The 16,579-nt window shown below is 29.1% G+C and carries 21 protein-coding genes and 1 tRNA gene; 20 read left to right on the top strand and 2 right to left on the bottom strand.

The features are described 5' to 3' along the window. Positions 1 to 82: 82 nt before the first annotated feature. Positions 83 to 1,561 carry a stage IV sporulation protein A gene (gene spoIVA, locus K8M07_RS01615; RefSeq protein ID WP_223376081.1) on the top strand — a complete coding sequence of 493 codons (1,479 nt, stop codon included), beginning with the start codon at positions 83 to 85 and terminating at the stop codon, positions 1,559 to 1,561. A 67-nt stretch (positions 1,562 to 1,628) separates the two neighbouring features. Here spoIVA and K8M07_RS01610 read toward each other — a convergent pair. Then, a tRNA-Pro gene (locus K8M07_RS01610) sits at positions 1,629 to 1,705 on the bottom strand. Between the two features lie 213 nt (positions 1,706 to 1,918). Between K8M07_RS01610 and K8M07_RS01605 the strand changes: the two genes are divergently transcribed. The 14 genes from K8M07_RS01605 to pyrR all read left to right on the top strand — a co-directional run bounded on the left by K8M07_RS01605 (position 1,919) and on the right by pyrR (position 11,310). After that, entirely contained in the window at positions 1,919 to 2,824 is a 906-nt protein-coding gene (locus K8M07_RS01605) for a DUF4474 domain-containing protein (RefSeq protein ID WP_223376079.1), read from the top strand. 124 nt (positions 2,825 to 2,948) lie between these two features. Further along, entirely contained in the window at positions 2,949 to 3,320 is a 372-nt protein-coding gene (locus tag K8M07_RS01600) for a hypothetical protein (protein ID WP_223376077.1), read from the top strand. Between the two features lie 69 nt (positions 3,321 to 3,389). Further along, positions 3,390 to 4,682 (top strand): HlyD family efflux transporter periplasmic adaptor subunit, encoded by a 1,293-nt coding sequence (locus tag K8M07_RS01595; RefSeq protein ID WP_223376076.1) that lies wholly within the window; start codon positions 3,390 to 3,392, stop codon positions 4,680 to 4,682. 19 nt (positions 4,683 to 4,701) lie between these two features. Next, positions 4,702 to 5,388, top strand: coding sequence for a YggS family pyridoxal phosphate-dependent enzyme (locus K8M07_RS01590; protein WP_223376291.1), 687 nt, complete (start codon positions 4,702 to 4,704; stop codon positions 5,386 to 5,388). An 18-nt stretch (positions 5,389 to 5,406) separates the two neighbouring features. Continuing rightward, positions 5,407 to 5,835, top strand: coding sequence for a cell division protein SepF (locus K8M07_RS01585; protein ID WP_223376074.1), 429 nt, complete (start codon positions 5,407 to 5,409; stop codon positions 5,833 to 5,835). Positions 5,836 to 5,859: 24 nt separating this feature from the next. Then, the gene (locus tag K8M07_RS01580; RefSeq protein ID WP_223376072.1) at positions 5,860 to 6,126 is read left to right on the top strand and encodes a YggT family protein; all 267 of its coding nucleotides are present in this window, start codon (positions 5,860 to 5,862) and stop codon (positions 6,124 to 6,126) included. A gap of 20 nt (positions 6,127 to 6,146) precedes the next feature. Beyond that, the gene (locus K8M07_RS01575; protein WP_223376071.1) at positions 6,147 to 6,926 is read left to right on the top strand and encodes an RNA-binding protein; all 780 of its coding nucleotides are present in this window, start codon (positions 6,147 to 6,149) and stop codon (positions 6,924 to 6,926) included. 14 nt (positions 6,927 to 6,940) lie between these two features. Continuing rightward, positions 6,941 to 7,483 carry a DivIVA domain-containing protein gene (locus K8M07_RS01570; protein ID WP_223376070.1) on the top strand — a complete coding sequence of 181 codons (543 nt, stop codon included), beginning with the start codon at positions 6,941 to 6,943 and terminating at the stop codon, positions 7,481 to 7,483. A gap of 49 nt (positions 7,484 to 7,532) precedes the next feature. Beyond that, entirely contained in the window at positions 7,533 to 8,312 is a 780-nt protein-coding gene (locus K8M07_RS01565) for a bifunctional 3-deoxy-7-phosphoheptulonate synthase/chorismate mutase (protein WP_223376068.1), read from the top strand. Positions 8,313 to 8,371: 59 nt separating this feature from the next. Continuing rightward, the gene (locus tag K8M07_RS12565; protein WP_263282404.1) at positions 8,372 to 8,506 is read left to right on the top strand and encodes a hypothetical protein; all 135 of its coding nucleotides are present in this window, start codon (positions 8,372 to 8,374) and stop codon (positions 8,504 to 8,506) included. 96 nt (positions 8,507 to 8,602) lie between these two features. Continuing rightward, positions 8,603 to 9,220 carry a TraR/DksA C4-type zinc finger protein gene (locus K8M07_RS01560; RefSeq protein WP_223376066.1) on the top strand — a complete coding sequence of 206 codons (618 nt, stop codon included), beginning with the start codon at positions 8,603 to 8,605 and terminating at the stop codon, positions 9,218 to 9,220. A gap of 160 nt (positions 9,221 to 9,380) precedes the next feature. After that, positions 9,381 to 9,833 carry a signal peptidase II gene (gene lspA, locus K8M07_RS01555; protein ID WP_223376290.1) on the top strand — a complete coding sequence of 151 codons (453 nt, stop codon included), beginning with the start codon at positions 9,381 to 9,383 and terminating at the stop codon, positions 9,831 to 9,833. Positions 9,834 to 9,843: 10 nt separating this feature from the next. Beyond that, complete coding sequence (locus tag K8M07_RS01550) at positions 9,844 to 10,761, top strand: RluA family pseudouridine synthase (RefSeq protein ID WP_223376065.1); 918 nt, start codon at positions 9,844 to 9,846, stop codon at positions 10,759 to 10,761. Positions 10,762 to 10,770: 9 nt separating this feature from the next. Then, a complete protein-coding gene (gene pyrR / locus K8M07_RS01545) occupies positions 10,771 to 11,310 on the top strand; it encodes a bifunctional pyr operon transcriptional regulator/uracil phosphoribosyltransferase PyrR (protein ID WP_223376064.1) in 540 nt (179 codons plus the stop codon). Between the two features lie 4 nt (positions 11,311 to 11,314). On the opposite strand, the gene K8M07_RS01540 is transcribed toward pyrR, so the two are convergent. Then, a complete protein-coding gene (locus tag K8M07_RS01540) occupies positions 11,315 to 13,090 on the bottom strand; it encodes an NFACT family protein (protein ID WP_223376063.1) in 1,776 nt (591 codons plus the stop codon). 225 nt (positions 13,091 to 13,315) lie between these two features. On the opposite strand from K8M07_RS01540, the gene K8M07_RS01535 reads away from it, so the two are divergent. From K8M07_RS01535 to coaBC, 5 genes are read left to right on the top strand one after another with little or no spacing between them, the layout of a single operon-like run. Beyond that, complete coding sequence (locus tag K8M07_RS01535) at positions 13,316 to 14,197, top strand: YicC/YloC family endoribonuclease (RefSeq protein ID WP_223376062.1); 882 nt, start codon at positions 13,316 to 13,318, stop codon at positions 14,195 to 14,197. Positions 14,198 to 14,216: 19 nt separating this feature from the next. Next, positions 14,217 to 14,483, top strand: coding sequence for an extracellular matrix/biofilm regulator RemA (gene remA, locus K8M07_RS01530; RefSeq protein WP_223376061.1), 267 nt, complete (start codon positions 14,217 to 14,219; stop codon positions 14,481 to 14,483). Between the two features lie 15 nt (positions 14,484 to 14,498). After that, positions 14,499 to 15,104, top strand: coding sequence for a guanylate kinase (gene gmk, locus K8M07_RS01525; protein WP_223376059.1), 606 nt, complete (start codon positions 14,499 to 14,501; stop codon positions 15,102 to 15,104). A 24-nt stretch (positions 15,105 to 15,128) separates the two neighbouring features. Next, positions 15,129 to 15,338 (top strand): DNA-directed RNA polymerase subunit omega, encoded by a 210-nt coding sequence (gene rpoZ / locus K8M07_RS01520; RefSeq protein ID WP_223376057.1) that lies wholly within the window; start codon positions 15,129 to 15,131, stop codon positions 15,336 to 15,338. A gap of 8 nt (positions 15,339 to 15,346) precedes the next feature. Then, a complete protein-coding gene (coaBC, locus tag K8M07_RS01515) occupies positions 15,347 to 16,555 on the top strand; it encodes a bifunctional phosphopantothenoylcysteine decarboxylase/phosphopantothenate--cysteine ligase CoaBC (RefSeq protein ID WP_223376056.1) in 1,209 nt (402 codons plus the stop codon). Positions 16,556 to 16,579: the final 24 nt, after the last annotated feature.

Here is a 16,579-nt window from a genome sequence, read left to right as displayed (position 1 = left end):
TCATATTATAAGACTTATTACATATATATATAATGTTAAGTAATATTGTTTTATCTATTATGAAGGTGAAGGAGGGGAAATTGTGGAAAAGTTTGACATATACAAAGATATAGCTGAGAGAACTGAAGGGGATATATATGCCGGGGTTGTAGGTCCTGTTAGAACAGGAAAATCAACATTCATTAAGAGATTTATGGAACTATTGGTATTACCTAATATTGAAAATAAGTATAAAAAAGAAAGAGCAAAAGACGAATTACCTTTAAGCGGTGCGGGTAAAACAATTATGACTACTGAACCAAAATTTGTGCCTAATGAAGCTGCTGAGTTAACCTTAAAAGATAATGTTACTTTTAAAGTAAGGATGGTTGATTGTGTAGGATATTTAGTAAAGGGAGCATTAGGGCATATTGAAGAGAATATACCAAGAATGGTATCTACGCCTTGGCATGAAAAAGATATACCTTTTGAAGAAGCGGCTGAAATTGGCACTAGAAAGGTAATAACTGATCATTCTACAATAGGCATAGTTGTAACAACAGATGGTTCTATAACTGACATTGATAGATCTAATTATATTAAAGCTGAGGAAAGAGTTATATCTGAACTAAAAGAATTAGAAAAGCCTTTTGTAATAGTACTAAACACAAAGCATCCTAATTTAGATAGTACTATTGCCTTAAGAGAAAGTTTAGAAGAAAAATATGGAGTTTCTGTACTTACAGTTGATTGCTTAAATATGCAAATTGAAGATGTCGAAAGAATTTTTGAAAAGATCTTATTTGAATTTCCCGTTAAAGAGATTACTATTAATCTACCTGGCTGGATAGAAGGATTGCCAAAGGATCATAAGATAAGAACTAATATTTTAGATTCATTAAAGGAATCTATACAAACCTTACAAAAATTAAATGAAGTAGACAATTCACTAAATACATTAAGTGAATTGGATATAATTAACGAAGTGGATATAAAAGAAATTAAACTGGGAGAAGGAGTAATAAATGTTGACTTAGTTATTGATGATGAATTATTCTATGAAGTATTGAATGAAATGACTGGATATAGTATAGAAGGAGAATATCAGGTATTAGGATTAATAAATAAGCTTGCTCAAACCAAGAGAGAATATGATAAGATAGAAACTGCTTTAATTCAAGCACGTGAAATTGGATATGGGCTAGTAAGTCCTAGTCTTGAAGAAATGGAGTTAGCTGAGCCTGAAATATATAAACAGGGTAATAGGTTTGGAGTTAAGTTAAAAGCAAAGGCTCCTTCATTACATGTATTACGTTGTGATATATCAACGGAAGTTTCTCCTTTAATTGGAACTGAAAAACAGAGTGAAGAAATGATGAAATATTTTTTAGAAGAATTTGAAGAGGAACCTTCAAAGATTTGGCAGTCCAATCTATTTGGAAAGTCTTTATATGATCTAGTAAATGAACAATTACAAGGCAAATTAAATACAATGCCAGATGAGGCTAGAAGTAAAATGAGAAGAGCTTTGGAGAGAATAATTAACAATGGTAATAGTGGTTTAATCTGTATAATTATTTAAGATATAAATTTAAATTATGATAAGATGTAAAAAAAGTAGAAAATTGATTTTCTACTTTTTTACATTTTGGTCGGGATGACTGGATTCGAACCAGCGACCCCAAGTCCCCCAGACTTGTGCGCTACCGGACTGCGCCACATCCCGATATTTAATTTAAAACCTATGTAATTATTATATTACCAAATTTCCTCGAAAATGTCGAGGAGTTAATTCAATCTTTTTCAGGATTAGCAAAATTAAATTATTATCATTATAGTATTTGCCTAATTTTAACTTTTCTTAATTTTGTTTTATCCAATATCAAAATAACCACTTCAGGAATAGAATGTAATAACAATAATGACTGGAGTGATTTTTATGTTTGAATTTATACAAAATAATATTTATTTGATATTTTTAATAGTAGTATTAATATCTATAGTTTATATTATAATCCTTAAAAGATCAAAATTTAAGGTAAAAGAAGGGAACACGAAGATTAAGGATGTTGAATCTCTTAATGAATTTCTAAGGCCCTATGGTTATGCATATGATTCTCATCAGGATATATTTTATTCAAGAATTGATGCATGGCAACGAGAAAAGGGTTATACAAAACTCTATGATGAAGCAGCAGCACCATCATCTATGATAATAGACTGTGAACCTATTTATTTTGAATATGGTAATAAAAGATGGATGATAGAATTTTGGAAGGGTCAATATGGTATGACAACTGGTTTTGAAATAGGTGTATTTCACACAGATAAACCTGATTTGATAAATGAATACTTTAACTGGACTTTTTATGATTGTGCTGATGATGATAATATGCTTAAAATGAAATTTACACTTACTAAAAATGGTAAAACTATGATGAAAAGAAAAGGCATACATTGGTGGCTAACAGGATTTAAACTAGGAGAATTCTCACAACCATGGGAGCTAGTAGCAAATATAAGTATTGCACTTAAGGATTTAAAAATGCGGGATGCATTTTTACAAGGCTTACAAAGAGCTGGATATAAAAGGGAAGAACTTCTTGTTAAGGATAAAACAGTTAGGCTTACTTTTGATAAACCGAAAACTCCGCAGCCTTTTACAAGAATTGATGAGTTTGATAAAATAACACAGAAGAAGAATAAGCTATTATGTGATAATTTCAATGAACTTACAAAGGATTATGATAATGCACTAGACAAGATAATAGCATTACAAGAGATTGCTCCTGATATGCTTAAAAGCGTACTGTTAATGGGTAAGACAAAAGATATTTTTAGCTAGTAATCATTTTTATATCTATGAATAGTCTAATATTATAAATATAAATTTGTAAAGTAGTAGGTTTATCCTATTGAAAAGATATGATATACTTATTATAATAAAAAAGATGGAGGTAGTGTAAAATTTGTTAGTATATATTCAGAGTGCTTTAATCGTTTTGTTAGTTATTAATGTTGCTGGATACGTATTTGTTGTGTTGAAACAAAAACTTTATTTAAAAAACAATATGATAGTTATTGAAAACAAATCTGTAACTGAAAAACATTTAAAAAAGGCAGATATGAAGGAATTTATGTTAAATGGGACAAAGGTTAAATCTGGTGATGAAATTAAGGTTATAACAAGAGCCAAAGATAAATTCAAAGGCACTCTGATTGGGGCAATTAAGAAGGAAAAATCAATATTAATGGTAACTCATGGTGATGAGATTAAAAAATTAAATATAGAAAATATACTAAAGTTTAAGGTAGTAAGTAAATATGGAAAATTTTTTTAAAATAAAAGAAGGAAAATTGAAATGCATGTTGAAGTTCTTAAAGTATAGAAATAAATTGAGGGTGGTAACATGAGCCAAGAACAAAGAATGAAGAAGCGAAAGAAAAAGAGAAGAATTAGGTTGTATATTATTGCGTTTGTATTTGTTTATCTAATCTTTAGAAGTGTTCCATCCCTCTTTGCAGCTGGTTCTAAGACTAAAACACCGGAAAGGTCTGCTGTAGAAGACAAGATAAGTACTGAAGCTATAATAGTAAGAAAGGAATATGTTTATGAGGCAGATGGGCAAGGAAAAGTAAAATTACTTCAAAAAGAAGGAGAACGGATACCTGTAGGAACCAAAATAGCTGAACTAACTTTGCTTGATAATACTTCTACTTTAAAGCAAAAGCTAACAGAACTGGACGATAAAATTGCAACATTAACTAAAACAGAAGCAGAAAATAAACCAATAAAGAATGACAAAAAAAAGGTAGAAGAAAATATTGATAATATAATAAATGATATTCAATTAAACATCTCTCAAGGAGATTATGAACAAGCTGAAATTTTAAAGGACAAGCTGTCAATTTATAGCGATAAAAAAGGCGATATCTCAAATGATAATAATTTAATCAATCAAAGCTTGGACAGTTTAAGGAAACAAAGAGAGCAGATTGTGAATCAGATAAATAATCATTTTGTTAATTATTTTGCTAAAGAATCAGGTATTGTATCCTATAAAATTGATGGTTACGAAGATGTATATTCTTTTAATAATATTGAAGAATGTAGGTATTCCGATTTTAAAGAGCAAACAAATAAACAAAAGATAATATCCAATAATGATAAGGTTAAATCCAGTGAACCTATTTTTAAAGTTATTAACAATTTTGAATGGTATATGATAATTAAAATAGAAGATGTGAAGGATATCGATACATATGAAGAAGCAGATTCTATTTTTTTAACAGGAAAGGATATAGATGGAGAACTAAAGGGACGTATAAAGAAGATAAATGTGGATAATGGAAAAGGATTGATTGTTTGTAAGTTTGATAGAGATTTTGAATATTACTATGACAAACGACATATCGATGTTGATATAGTAAAATATAGATATGATGGATATAAGATTTCAAGTGAAAGCGTTGTTGAATTAAATGGTGTAAAGGGGGTTTATATAAAAGATATTAGTGGAATAATAAAATTTAGACCCATAAAAATTTTAAAGGAAGACGATGAATTTACTTATATAAGCATTGGAGATAAGAATAACAATATAAATATCGAAGGAAAAGATAAGCCAGTTAGAACAGTTGCACAATTTGATGAGATTCTTTTAAATACTAAGAAAGCCGAAGAGGGAATGCTAGTAGATTGACATCAAGGAGGTAATAGAAATTAGTATCAAACATAATTTGACTATAATAGAAGAAAACATTAAAAAATCTTTAAAAAAGGCTAATAGAACAGATGATAAAGTAGATATAATCGCAGTTACTAAAACTGTTGGAGTGGAAAGTATAAAAGAGGCTATAAAGTTAGGCTTAAAAGATATAGGAGAAAATAGACCTCAAGAATTAATAAAAAAATATGATGTTATTAGTAATAATGCAAATTATCATATGATTGGTCATTTACAGAGTAATAAAGTCAAATATATTATTGATAAAGTGTCTTTAATACATTCATTAGACCGCATATCTTTAGCAAAAGAGTTGAATAAAAGAGCTAAAATAAATGATATCATAGTGGATGCTTTGATTCAGGTAAATATAGCTGAAGAGAAAAGTAAATTTGGTTTAAAAGTAGATGATGTAATTCGCTTTATAGAGAAGGTTTTAGAATTTGATAATATTAGAATAAAGGGATTAATGACTATAGCACCTTTTGCTAAAGATCCAGAAGAAATTAGATGGGTGTTTAGAGACTTACGTAAATTGAGTGAAACAATCGATAATAGAGGATATAATAATATAGAGATGAATATCTTGTCTATGGGAATGACCAATGATTACAAAGTTGCTATTGAAGAAGGTTCTAATATGATAAGAATTGGAACAGGATTATTCGGAGAAAGAAAATAAATTAAAGGAGGATTTTTTATGTCTAGTATAGTTGATAAGTTAAAGTATTTTGTTGGAATTGATGATTTAGAATATGATGATGATTATGATGAGGATGAACTTGAAGAGTTGTCACTAAATACTCAAACAAAGAAGATGCGAAATAAAGTTGTAAACATACACACATCTGGAAATATGAAATTAGTAGTACATGAACCATTAAATTATGAAGATGCACCAAAAATAGTTGATGATTTAAAGATGAAAAAGACTGTGGTGGTGAATTTGGAACAATTAGAACCAGGTATAAAGAGACAGATATTTGATTTTATTAATGGGGGATTATATTCATTAGAGGGAAGTATACAAAAGGTAACTACCGACATATTTGTTATGGCACCAGCAAATGTTGAAATTGATGGAAATTTAAAGAATGAGTTAAAAAATAAAGGCGTTTTCAAGTGGTAAAATAATAGGATAAGAGGTAATTTGATGATAACTTTTTATAGAGCTGTAGGTATATTATTTAATATAATAGAGGTTTTAATCCTTGTTAGAATAATATTTTCATGGTTAAGGATTGGACCATATAATCCAATAGGAAGAATTGTGTATGAATTAACTGAGCCCGTATTAGCACCCGCAAAAGGATTAATTGATAAAATTGGTATTAATACTGGAATGTTTGACTTTTCTCCTATTGTAGCAATTCTTATATTGAGAGCGATTTTGGCAGTTTTAAGAACAATAATTTTTTAATGAATGGTGATTTTTTGAAGTTGGATAGAAAAAAATATATAAAGCATATAAATGACAAAGATCAAATCATGAATATGCGAAAGGTATTAGACAAAATTGAAATAGTTTTGGACAAACATAGTGTACAATCAACAGATTTTATGAATCCTTATGAGAGAAGGCTAGCAAGAACTATTCTAAACCAATTTACAGATATAGAATATGAAGAACTAGGGGGACTAGATGAAGCTGAAAGAAAGGTTATTCTAATCTATCCGGACTATTTTCAATATGATAATAAGGAAGTTCCTATTGATTTTTTAACGATAGAAGTTAGTTTATCTAATCCCTCTCATAGAGATTTTTTAGGAGGGATTTTAAGTTTAGGAATAAATAGAGACAAAATAGGGGATATATTAATACATGAGGGATATGCTCAAGTTGTTGTGAAAAAAGAAATTTCTAGTTTTATCTTTATGAATCTAGATAGAATTGGAAAAGAAAAGGTAAAAGTAGATCAAATACCATTGGAAAAATTAAAGCTTGGCCATATAGAATACAAGAGTATATGGACTACTATAGCATCGCTTAGATTAGATGTCGTAATTAGTAGTGCATTGAATTTATCAAGAAAGGATAGTCAGGCGTTAATACAATCAAAGAAAGTTAAGGTTAACTGGGAGCCAATTGATAAAGTCTCAAGAGATATTGAAGAAGGAGATATTGTTTCTGTAAAGGGTTATGGTAGGTTTATTTTAAATTCAATTATAGGTATTAGTAAAAAAGGGAGAACTAGAGTACAAATTAAATTACTAAAATAAATGGAGTGATTTATATGATTACACCCCTTGATATTCAAAATAAGGAATTTAAACGAGCTTTTAGAGGATTTAAAGAATCTGAAGTTGATGAATTTTTGGATGAAATTATTAATGATTATGAAAAGGTTTATAAAGAGAACATTGAATTAAAGGATAAAATTTTATTATTAAATGAACAAATTGAAAAATATAATAATTTAGAAGATACTCTAAAGGAAACCCTTATTGTTGCTCAAAGTACGGCAGATGAAGTAATAGGATCTGCTAAGGAAAAGGCAGACCTTATTGTTGAAGATGCTAATTTACAATATAAAAAGTTAATAGAAGAAGCAAATAATGAGGTCAGAGAGGTTCAAAAGGAGTATGAAAGGTTAGTAAAGGAAATGTTTATTTTTAAGACTCGATATAGATCGTTTATTGAAGCACAATTGGAAACATTAGATGAATTTTATTCAAAAATAGAGGATAGTGATGTCAGCATTGATACTGAAAGTAACAATGAATTGGAATTACAAGATAATGAAATAGAAGAGGATATTGATGATTTGGGGGCATAGCCCCCAAATTTTATTCACAAGATTAACAAGTTAACATGGAGGAATAGCTATGACCAAGGAGATAAAAATAGATGATAATTTAATTATTGGGGGAGAAAAATTTTCTATTATTGCAGGTCCTTGTGCTGTTGAAAGTGAAGAGCAAATGCAGTATATTGCACAATTTTTAAATCAACTTGGAATAAAGATAATTAGGGGAGGGGCGTTTAAACCTAGAACCAATCCTAATTCTTTTCAAGGTCTAGGATTTGATGGATTAAAAATTTTAAAAGATATAAAGGATTCCTATGGATTTAAAGTAATTTCGGAAATAATGGACCCTAGAGATATAGAGGATGCATATAGATATGTAGACATTTACCAAATTGGATCCAGAAATATGCAAAATTATTCTCTTTTAAGGGAAATTGGAAAAACTGATAAGCCTGTATTATTAAAACGAGGCATGAGTGCTACCATAAATGAGTGGATTAAAGCTTCAGAATATATTAGCATAGAAGGTAATGATAAAATAATATTATGTGAAAGAGGTATTAGAACATTTGAAAATTATACTAGAAATACATTAGATTTAATGAGCGTACCGATTATGAAATCTGAGACCAAATATCCTGTACTAATTGATCCAAGTCACGGGACAGGGAGAAGGGAATTGGTACTTCCTGCGTCAAAGGCAGCATTGGCAATAGGAGCAGATGGATTAATCATAGAGATTCATCCAGAACCAGATAAAGCGTTATCAGATGGACATCAATCTTTAAATTTTAATGAATTTAAGATTTTAGTAAATAAAATTAAATCTATGAAGAAATCTTTAAACATATATTAGTAAATTAATTCCTTTATTCTCATAGTATGTAATATATAGATGAGAGTGGAGGGTTTTTTATGTCTAATTGCTATGCAAATGAATATGATGATAAGTTACTTTTCTTCTTTATTTTGCTTTCTGATATTTGGGATGCTAAGTATAATAAAAATAATCTTCTATTTTTCTTTTTGATATTATTGATGTATTCTTAAAGAATATAATACCAATTTGTAACTTGGAATTATAAATAGAGATATGGGTATATTATTCTATAAATATTAATCTATAACATATCGAGGAGGCAGTTTATGGATGAGAACAAAATAAATTACTTTAAGAAAAGATTGTTTGAAGAAAAGGAGAAGATATTGAATATAATAAATAGGATGAATAATAATGAAGAATTTGGTTCTATGGATGAATATCATACCGATTTATCCTTTTATGATAATCACCCTGCAGATTTAGGTACTGAAGTATTTATGATGGAACAGGAGAATGGATTTATAAATAAATTAAATGATACTTTATATGAGATTGAGACTTCACTTGATCATGTAGATAGCGAAGATTATGGATTGTGTATATCATGTGGCAAAAAAATTGACGAGGAAAGACTTGAGCTAATGCCATATCTAAAGTTGTGCATTGATTGTGCAAAGAAAAAAATCCCTCTTGAGAAGAAGATGAACTTTAGGCCTGAAGAAGAGGAAAGTATTAGCCCATTTAGTAACAATAAAAACAAAGAAGTAAATGGATTCGATACAGAGGATAGCTACCAAGAGGTAGCCAGATATAATAAAATAGTCAAAGCTCCTTCTCAAAATACAGGAGATAATTTAGGTGTATTTGACGATGAAAACAGTGGAACTGTGGAGGATGTTGAAAAATTTTCTCAAGAATATTATGATCAAACTAAAGAATGATAAAATAGATTGTAGAATTGCTTTTTTGAGGACTTTCATGGAGTGTATTTCATGAGGAGTCTTTTCTTTTTTTATATAAACAAAAAACCTATGTTGTAATAAATGATATAATGATTTAAAATATTATTATGATTGAAATGGATAAGGAGGAAAAATTTTGATGTATTTAATTATTGTATTTATTGTACTACTAGATCAAGTAACTAAGTCTGCAGCTATTAAGTATTTAAAAGGAAACAGTCCTCGTGCTATCATTGATAACTTTTTTCAACTATATTATGTAGAGAATTATGGAGCAGCTTTTGGAATATTGCAGAATAAAAAACTTTTTTTTGTTATAGCTACATTTATAGTTGTAATTAGTATTATTTTGTTTCTTATTAAATATCCTAACAATATAAATAGAGCTATGAAAATTTCTATGGTTATGTTATTAGGTGGCGCAGTTGGTAATTTAATTGATAGAATCAGAGTAGGATATGTTGTGGATTTTTTAAGTGTTAAATTACCTTTTGGATATAATTTTCCAGTATTCAATGTTGCGGATATATTTATAGTAACTGGGACATTATTGATAATGATTATGGTATTATTTAATAAATATGAGTATTGAGGGGATATAGATGGATTTACAGAAATTATATGTAGAAAATGAAGATAATCAAAGGTTGGATTCTTATGTTGCTACAAAAATAGAAAAAATATCTAGAACATATACACATAAATTGATAAAAGAAGGATTAATTCTTGTAAATGGAAGCAAGAAGAAACCAAAATATATAGTAAAAAAAGGTGATTCAATACAGGTAAAAATACCAGAACAAAAATCATTGGAACCAATCCCCCAAAATATAGATTTAGACATTGTATATGAAAATGAAGATATGATAGTAATAAATAAACCTAAAGATATGATAGTACATCCTGCGCCTGGAAATCATTCGAATACTTTAGTAAATGCACTATTGAATTATACAGATAATCTATCATCTATTAATGGTAATACAAGACCAGGTATAGTGCACAGGTTAGATAAAGATACATCTGGGTTATTGGTTATAGCAAAGAATAATCAAACTCATAAAGAATTAGTTAAACAATTGAAAGCAAGGAGTTTGAAAAGAATATATGTGGCTTTAGTTTATGGAGGATTAAATAAGGAAGAGGGGATTATAAATGCCCCCATAGGCAGGAACCCTAAAGATAGAAAGAAGATGGCTGTAACGATTAAAAATAGTAAAGAAGCAATAACCCATTATAAGGTTTTGGAGAGATTTCAAAATTATACTCTGATTGAGGCTTCGTTGAAGACAGGACGAACTCATCAGATTAGGGTTCATATGTCTTATATTAAACATCCTATTGTTGGAGATCCTAAATACACAAATAGAAAGAATAAATTTGGAGTCAAAACTCAACTACTCCATGCAAGAAAATTGGGATTAGTTAATCCGAGAACTGGAAAATATATGGAATTTACTGCAGAACCACCTGATGAATTTAAACGGATTATAGAATTATTAAGAAAAAAGAATAGGTAGGTGTTTAGATTGAAAACAAAAGCGATTATTCTAGATGAAAAGGCTATTCAAAGAGCAACAACAAGAATTGCAAATGAGATAATTGAACGAAATAAGGGAATAAAGGATGTAATACTAGTAGGAATAAGGACAAGAGGGGTTCCTTTTGCTCAAAGATTAGCTAAAAAGATAGAATCAATTGAAGATGAAAAAATTGAAGTTTTAACTTTGGATATCACTTTTTATAGGGATGATCTAACTGAAGAGTATAAGGAGCCTATAGTGAAAGACAGCAATATTGAATATAATATAGAGGATAAAATAGTTGTTTTAGTTGATGATGTAATATATACTGGAAGAACTGCTAGAGCTGCTCTTGATGCTTTAGTACATATGGGAAGAGCTAGAAAGGTACAATTAGCTGTTTTAATTGATAGAGGGCACAGAGAACTTCCAATACGCCCAGACTATGTTGGGAAAAATGTACCTACTTCAAGAAACGAAATTATAGATGTTAATTTTGAAGAAATTGATGGGAAAGATCAAGTGAAAATAAAAGCAATAGAGTAGAAGATTAATCTTCTACTCTATTAATTTTATCAATTTCATTTTTATCTGGAGTGACAAAAATAGTATTGAAATCTTCATAAGTAACCATTCCAGATTTAGCGTTTTTAGGCTTCTTAACATTTTTCTTTTCAGTATAATCTACAGCGACATTATTTGAATTTTTACCTTTACTAAAATAAGCTGCTAAAAGAGCTGCTTCTTTCAGAGTTTTCTTTGGAACTTCTTCGTTTTCAACTCTGATTATAACATGACTTCCAGGCATCTTTTGAACGTGAAACCATAAATCATCTTTTCGAGCAGTTTTTAAAGTTAAAAAATCATTTTGTTTGTTGTTTTTGCCCACATAAATATGCAAACCATCAGATGATATATAGTGGTGTGGCTTAGATATTGCATTTCTTTTTTTCTTCTTTTTCTTAATTTTCCCTTTCAAATACCCTTCTTCAATCAATTCTTCTTTTATTTCATCTAATTCAATTACTTCAGTACAGTTATCAATAGCATTTAAAACATTTTCAAGGTATTCTATTTCGTTTTTAGTCTCAGGTATTTGTTTTAATAATAATTTATTAGCATTTTTAAGTTTTGAATATTTTTTATAATATCTCTGAGCATTTTGTGCAGGAGAATATCTTTTATTAAGTGGAATTCTAATTTTCTTCATATTTTCATCATAGAAATTTTCTAATTCCACTACCTCGAGTCCCTTCTCTATACGATAGAGATTTGCTGATATTAAATCAGCATAAATCTTGTATTTCTCTCTATCTTCACTTTCTAACAATTCCTGTTTTTGTTTAGATAGTTTATTTTGAGAACGTTCCAATTTTATTTGAATAGATTTTTTCATTGATTGAGATTTTTGATGTATTCTATCCATCTTATCATTCTTTATATAGTATTCATCTAATACTTCATTCATAGAATCCAAGTGGATTTTATTTTGCTCTCCAAATTGTTTAATATCAAGAGCATGAAACGCCATGAAACTATTTTTGTAATTATTCTTTATCATTACAGGTGAGTACTCATCATTTTTAATCTTGTTCATTATCGATATAAAACAATCAAATAAATTCTTTTTTTCTTCATCTTTCAAGGTGCTCAATGGTCTGTCAATATCTACATTTGCTAGGAAACATATTTCTTTACTAATTAGAGGGCTAAGCCCTATATAATTGGTATAGAAAAACTTAAAAATCTTTTTATTGATACTATTATCTTTTAACAACTCATAAAATTGAGATTTATTTAAAGTTAAAGGATCTTTTTTATTGTTTTGTAGTGGAAATTTGTATTCCATACCTGGTAGAATTTGTCTTATTCTACTCATATCAGCAGTTACTCTTTTAATCGAATCTATAACTTTAGAAGAATCTATATCCATTAATATTATATTACTATACTTTCCCATAATCTCTACTATTAGTCTTTTAGTAGAGGGCTGACCTAGTTCATCTAGTGATGAAATGTCAATAAAAATAACTCTATCCATTTGAAGCTGCTGTATCTTTAAAATAGTTCCACCTGATAAATGTTTTCTCAGCAACATGCAAAACATAGGTGGAGAAGATGGATTTGATTTTTTATATTTTGTAAAATGAATTCTTGGATTGTTGCTACTTGCTGAAATTAATAACTTATTGTTTTTGCCGTTATTGTATATATGAATTGATATTTCATCTTTTTCATGTTGATAGACTTTATTGATTCTACCTCCTAATATTGTGTTATTTAATTCATAAATAATATTTCTTGTAACAATTCCATCTAAAGACATATTTATTCCTCCATAATAAGTAATACTTGAATTATAACATTAAATTAATTATAAATAAACTAATGACTTATAATAACAAACAAGTTGTTAAGAAATTGTAATACTTTATAGATTATTTATGTAAAAATCAATATAATTGTTTTATGAACAATAATTTTAAGCTTATATTCCTGTTGACAATATTATATAAGTTGATATCATTATTTATTAGGAGATGATACATAAATGATTAAGAGTATGACTGGTTTCGGTAGAGGAGAGAACTCCGATGGGATTCATAATTTTAATGTAGAAATAAAGACTGTTAACCATAGATATAATGATATAATAATAAAAATGCCTAAACATCTTAATTATTTGGAAGAAAAAATTAAAAAAACAATTAAGAAAAAAATAAATAGAGGCAGAGTAGAAGTATATGTAAATCTGGAATATATAAGTGAATCTGCTGTTGATGTGAATGTAGATATTGAGTTAGCAAAAGCATATAAAGATGCGTTGGATGAAATTACCAATGAATTACAGATAGAAGATGATGTAAAATTATCACATATACTAACTTTTTCTGAAATAGTAAAAACTGAAAGAAAAGAGTATAATGAAGATGTGATTTGGAATTGTCTTTCCGAATCAACAGAAGCAGCATTACAAAATGTTGTAAACATGAGGGTGGAAGAAGGAATTGCTTTAAAAAATGACATGGAAATTCAGCTTGACAAGTTGAAAAGTATGATAGTGGAAATTGAAAAAAGAGCACCACTAGTTGTAGAGGATTATAGGAATAAGTTAAAAAGTAGAATTGATGAATTGATTGATAAGGATTATGACCTAGATGAGGATAGATTGAATTATGAAGTTGCAATTTTTGCAGATAAAAGTGATATAAATGAAGAGGTTATTAGATTTAAAAGCCATATTAATCAATTTTTAATGAGCTTAGAATCAAAAGACCCAATTGGTAGAAAATTGGATTTCATTATCCAAGAAATGAATAGAGAAATCAATACTATAGGTTCTAAAGCTAATGATTTAACTATAACCAACTACGTGGTGGACATTAAAAGTGAAGTAGAAAAGATAAGAGAACAAGTTCAAAATGTTGAGTAGTATCGAAGGAGGGTAAAATATGGATATAAAATTAATTAATATTGGTTTTGGGAATATAGTATCTGCAAATAGGATTATTTCTATAGTAAGTCCTGAATCAGCACCTATTAAGAGAATGATACAGGAAGCTAGAGATAATGGGGTATTAGTTGATGCAACTTATGGAAGAAGAACAAGAGCAGTGATTGTAACAGATAGTGACCATATTATTTTATCAGCAGTTCAGCCAGAGACGGTTGCTCAAAGGTTAAATAATAAATCAAATAACAAAACGGATAATGATTAGAAAGCAGGGATTTACATGTCGAAAGGTTTTTTGCTAGTAATATCAGGGCCTTCTGGGATTGGCAAAGGTACAATATGCAAAAGATTATTTGAAAGAAATAAAGATCTCGTTTTTTCGATATCAGCTACTACTAGGGAACCTAGAAGAGGAGAAATAGATGGAGTTAACTATTTTTTTATAGATGAAGAAAAATTTAGTGAGATGATTAAGAATAATGAATTCTTAGAATATGCTCACGTGCATAGCAATAGATATGGTACTCCAAAGAGATTTGTGGATGAGCAAGTGGAAAGAGGAGAAATAGTAATATTAGAAATAGATGTTCAAGGTGCACTTCAGGTAAGAGATCTTTATCCAGAGGCGGTGTTAATATTTTTGATTCCGCCTTCCTTGGATGAGCTAAAAAGGCGGATTATTAAGAGAGGAACTGAAACTGAAGATGATATGAAGATTAGGCTTAACAATGCTTTAAAAGAATTAAAGTATGTGAATAAGTATGACTATGCCATTATAAATGATGAGTTAGATGATGCAATAAAAAGAATTGAAACAGTAATTGAGGCTGAGAAATTGAAATCTAAAAGATTTGAATATAATTTAGATAATATTAAAGGACTATAATATCAAGAATTGAGGAGGATTTTTATGTTTATTCCATCTATTAATGAATTAACTAAAATTGCAGATAGCAGATATACTTTATGTATGTTGACCTCTAAAAGGTCAAGGCAGTTGATAGAAGGAGCTAAACCTTTAGTTAAAACTTCATCTACAAAACCTGTTAGTATTGCTATAGAGGAAATAGTTCAAGGAGAGGTTAAATACAAAAGGTTAGAAATAGAAGACAACAAGTAGGTGAAAATATGCTTAAAGATAAAAATATTATAGTAGGTGTAACTGGAGGGATTGCTGCTTATAAAGCAGTAGAGGTAGTTAGCAGACTTAAGAAACAAAAAGCTAATGTAGAAGTCATTATGACTAAAAATGCAACTAAATTTGTTACTCCTTTAACTTTCCAAACATTAGCATCGAACCCAGTTTACTTAGAAATGTTTGATGAACCGAAGAATTATGATGTTGAACATATTTCTTTAGCTGAAAAAGCAGATGTGTTTTTAATTGCACCTACTACTGCAAATATTATTGGTAAGATTGCTAATGGAATTGCAGATGACCTGTTGACTACAACAATTATGGCAACAAAATCCAAGGTTATATTTGCTCCTGCTATGAATACTAATATGTACTTAAATCCAATTGTTCAGAAGAACATGGATTACTTAATGGAATTAGGATATGAGTTTATAGACCCCTGTACAGGTCTATTAGCGTGTCAAACCCATGGACCAGGAAGAATGGCAGAACCAGTAGATATAGTAGATTATGTGGCTAACAGTTTTTATGATAAGGACTTAGTAGGGAATAAGATAATTGTTACTGCTGGTCCAACAATAGAACCATTAGATCCTGTAAGATATATTACAAATCATTCGAGCGGGAAAATGGGCTATAAAATAGCTGAATTGGCTAAAAACAGAGGTGCGCAAGTGGTGTTAATAACTGGACCTACATCAATAGAACCACCTAAGGGTGTTAGAGTAGTAAGAATTAATACTACTATGGAAATGTTTAGAGCTGTAGAAGATGAGTTTAATGATTGTCAAGTATTGATTAAGGCAGCAGCTCCTTCGGATTACAGACCTAAAGTAGTTAGCAATGAAAAGATAAAGAAAAAAGATGGAGAAAATGATGAATTAAATATAGAATATGTTAAAAATCCAGATATTGCAGCCCATTTTGGAAGAATTAAAACCAATCAGCTAGTTGTAGGCTTTGCAGCAGAAACAAATAATTTAGTTGAATATGCAAAGGAAAAGTTAGAGAAAAAGAATTTGGATTTTATTATAGCTAACAACGTTTCTGCGGATGGATCAGGGTTTAAATCAGATACTAATATTGTAACGATTATCGATAGAAATGGAGAAATTAATGATTATCCTATTTTGAACAAATCTAAAGTTGCAGAAATTATACTAGATAAAGTTATGACTTTAATAAATGATAAAAGCTAGATGAATTATCTTTATCTAGCTTTT

It is taken from the genome of Schnuerera sp. xch1 (assembly GCF_019931165.1).
Taxonomy (GTDB): domain Bacteria; phylum Bacillota; class Clostridia; order Tissierellales; family Tepidimicrobiaceae; genus JAIOUP01.
Note: the sequence above shows the minus strand (reverse complement) of the source record. Positions and strands in the feature narration are given on the sequence as shown.

Coding starts and splice junctions, on each gene's coding strand:
- K8M07_RS01605 (WP_223376079.1), top strand. CDS start 1,919: ATGTTTGAATTTATACAAAATAATATTTATTTGATATTTTTAATAGTA.
- K8M07_RS01595 (WP_223376076.1), top strand. CDS start 3,390: ATGAGCCAAGAACAAAGAATGAAGAAGCGAAAGAAAAAGAGAAGAATT.
- K8M07_RS01585 (WP_223376074.1), top strand. CDS start 5,407: ATGTCTAGTATAGTTGATAAGTTAAAGTATTTTGTTGGAATTGATGAT.
- K8M07_RS01580 (WP_223376072.1), top strand. CDS start 5,860: ATGATAACTTTTTATAGAGCTGTAGGTATATTATTTAATATAATAGAG.
- K8M07_RS01570 (WP_223376070.1), top strand. CDS start 6,941: ATGATTACACCCCTTGATATTCAAAATAAGGAATTTAAACGAGCTTTT.
- K8M07_RS01565 (WP_223376068.1), top strand. CDS start 7,533: ATGACCAAGGAGATAAAAATAGATGATAATTTAATTATTGGGGGAGAA.
- K8M07_RS12565 (WP_263282404.1), top strand. CDS start 8,372: ATGTCTAATTGCTATGCAAATGAATATGATGATAAGTTACTTTTCTTC.
- K8M07_RS01560 (WP_223376066.1), top strand. CDS start 8,603: ATGGATGAGAACAAAATAAATTACTTTAAGAAAAGATTGTTTGAAGAA.
- lspA (WP_223376290.1), top strand. CDS start 9,381: ATGTATTTAATTATTGTATTTATTGTACTACTAGATCAAGTAACTAAG.
- K8M07_RS01550 (WP_223376065.1), top strand. CDS start 9,844: ATGGATTTACAGAAATTATATGTAGAAAATGAAGATAATCAAAGGTTG.
- K8M07_RS01540 (WP_223376063.1), bottom strand. CDS start 13,090: ATGTCTTTAGATGGAATTGTTACAAGAAATATTATTTATGAATTAAAT.
- K8M07_RS01535 (WP_223376062.1), top strand. CDS start 13,316: ATGATTAAGAGTATGACTGGTTTCGGTAGAGGAGAGAACTCCGATGGG.
- remA (WP_223376061.1), top strand. CDS start 14,217: ATGGATATAAAATTAATTAATATTGGTTTTGGGAATATAGTATCTGCA.
- gmk (WP_223376059.1), top strand. CDS start 14,499: ATGTCGAAAGGTTTTTTGCTAGTAATATCAGGGCCTTCTGGGATTGGC.
- rpoZ (WP_223376057.1), top strand. CDS start 15,129: ATGTTTATTCCATCTATTAATGAATTAACTAAAATTGCAGATAGCAGA.
- coaBC (WP_223376056.1), top strand. CDS start 15,347: ATGCTTAAAGATAAAAATATTATAGTAGGTGTAACTGGAGGGATTGCT.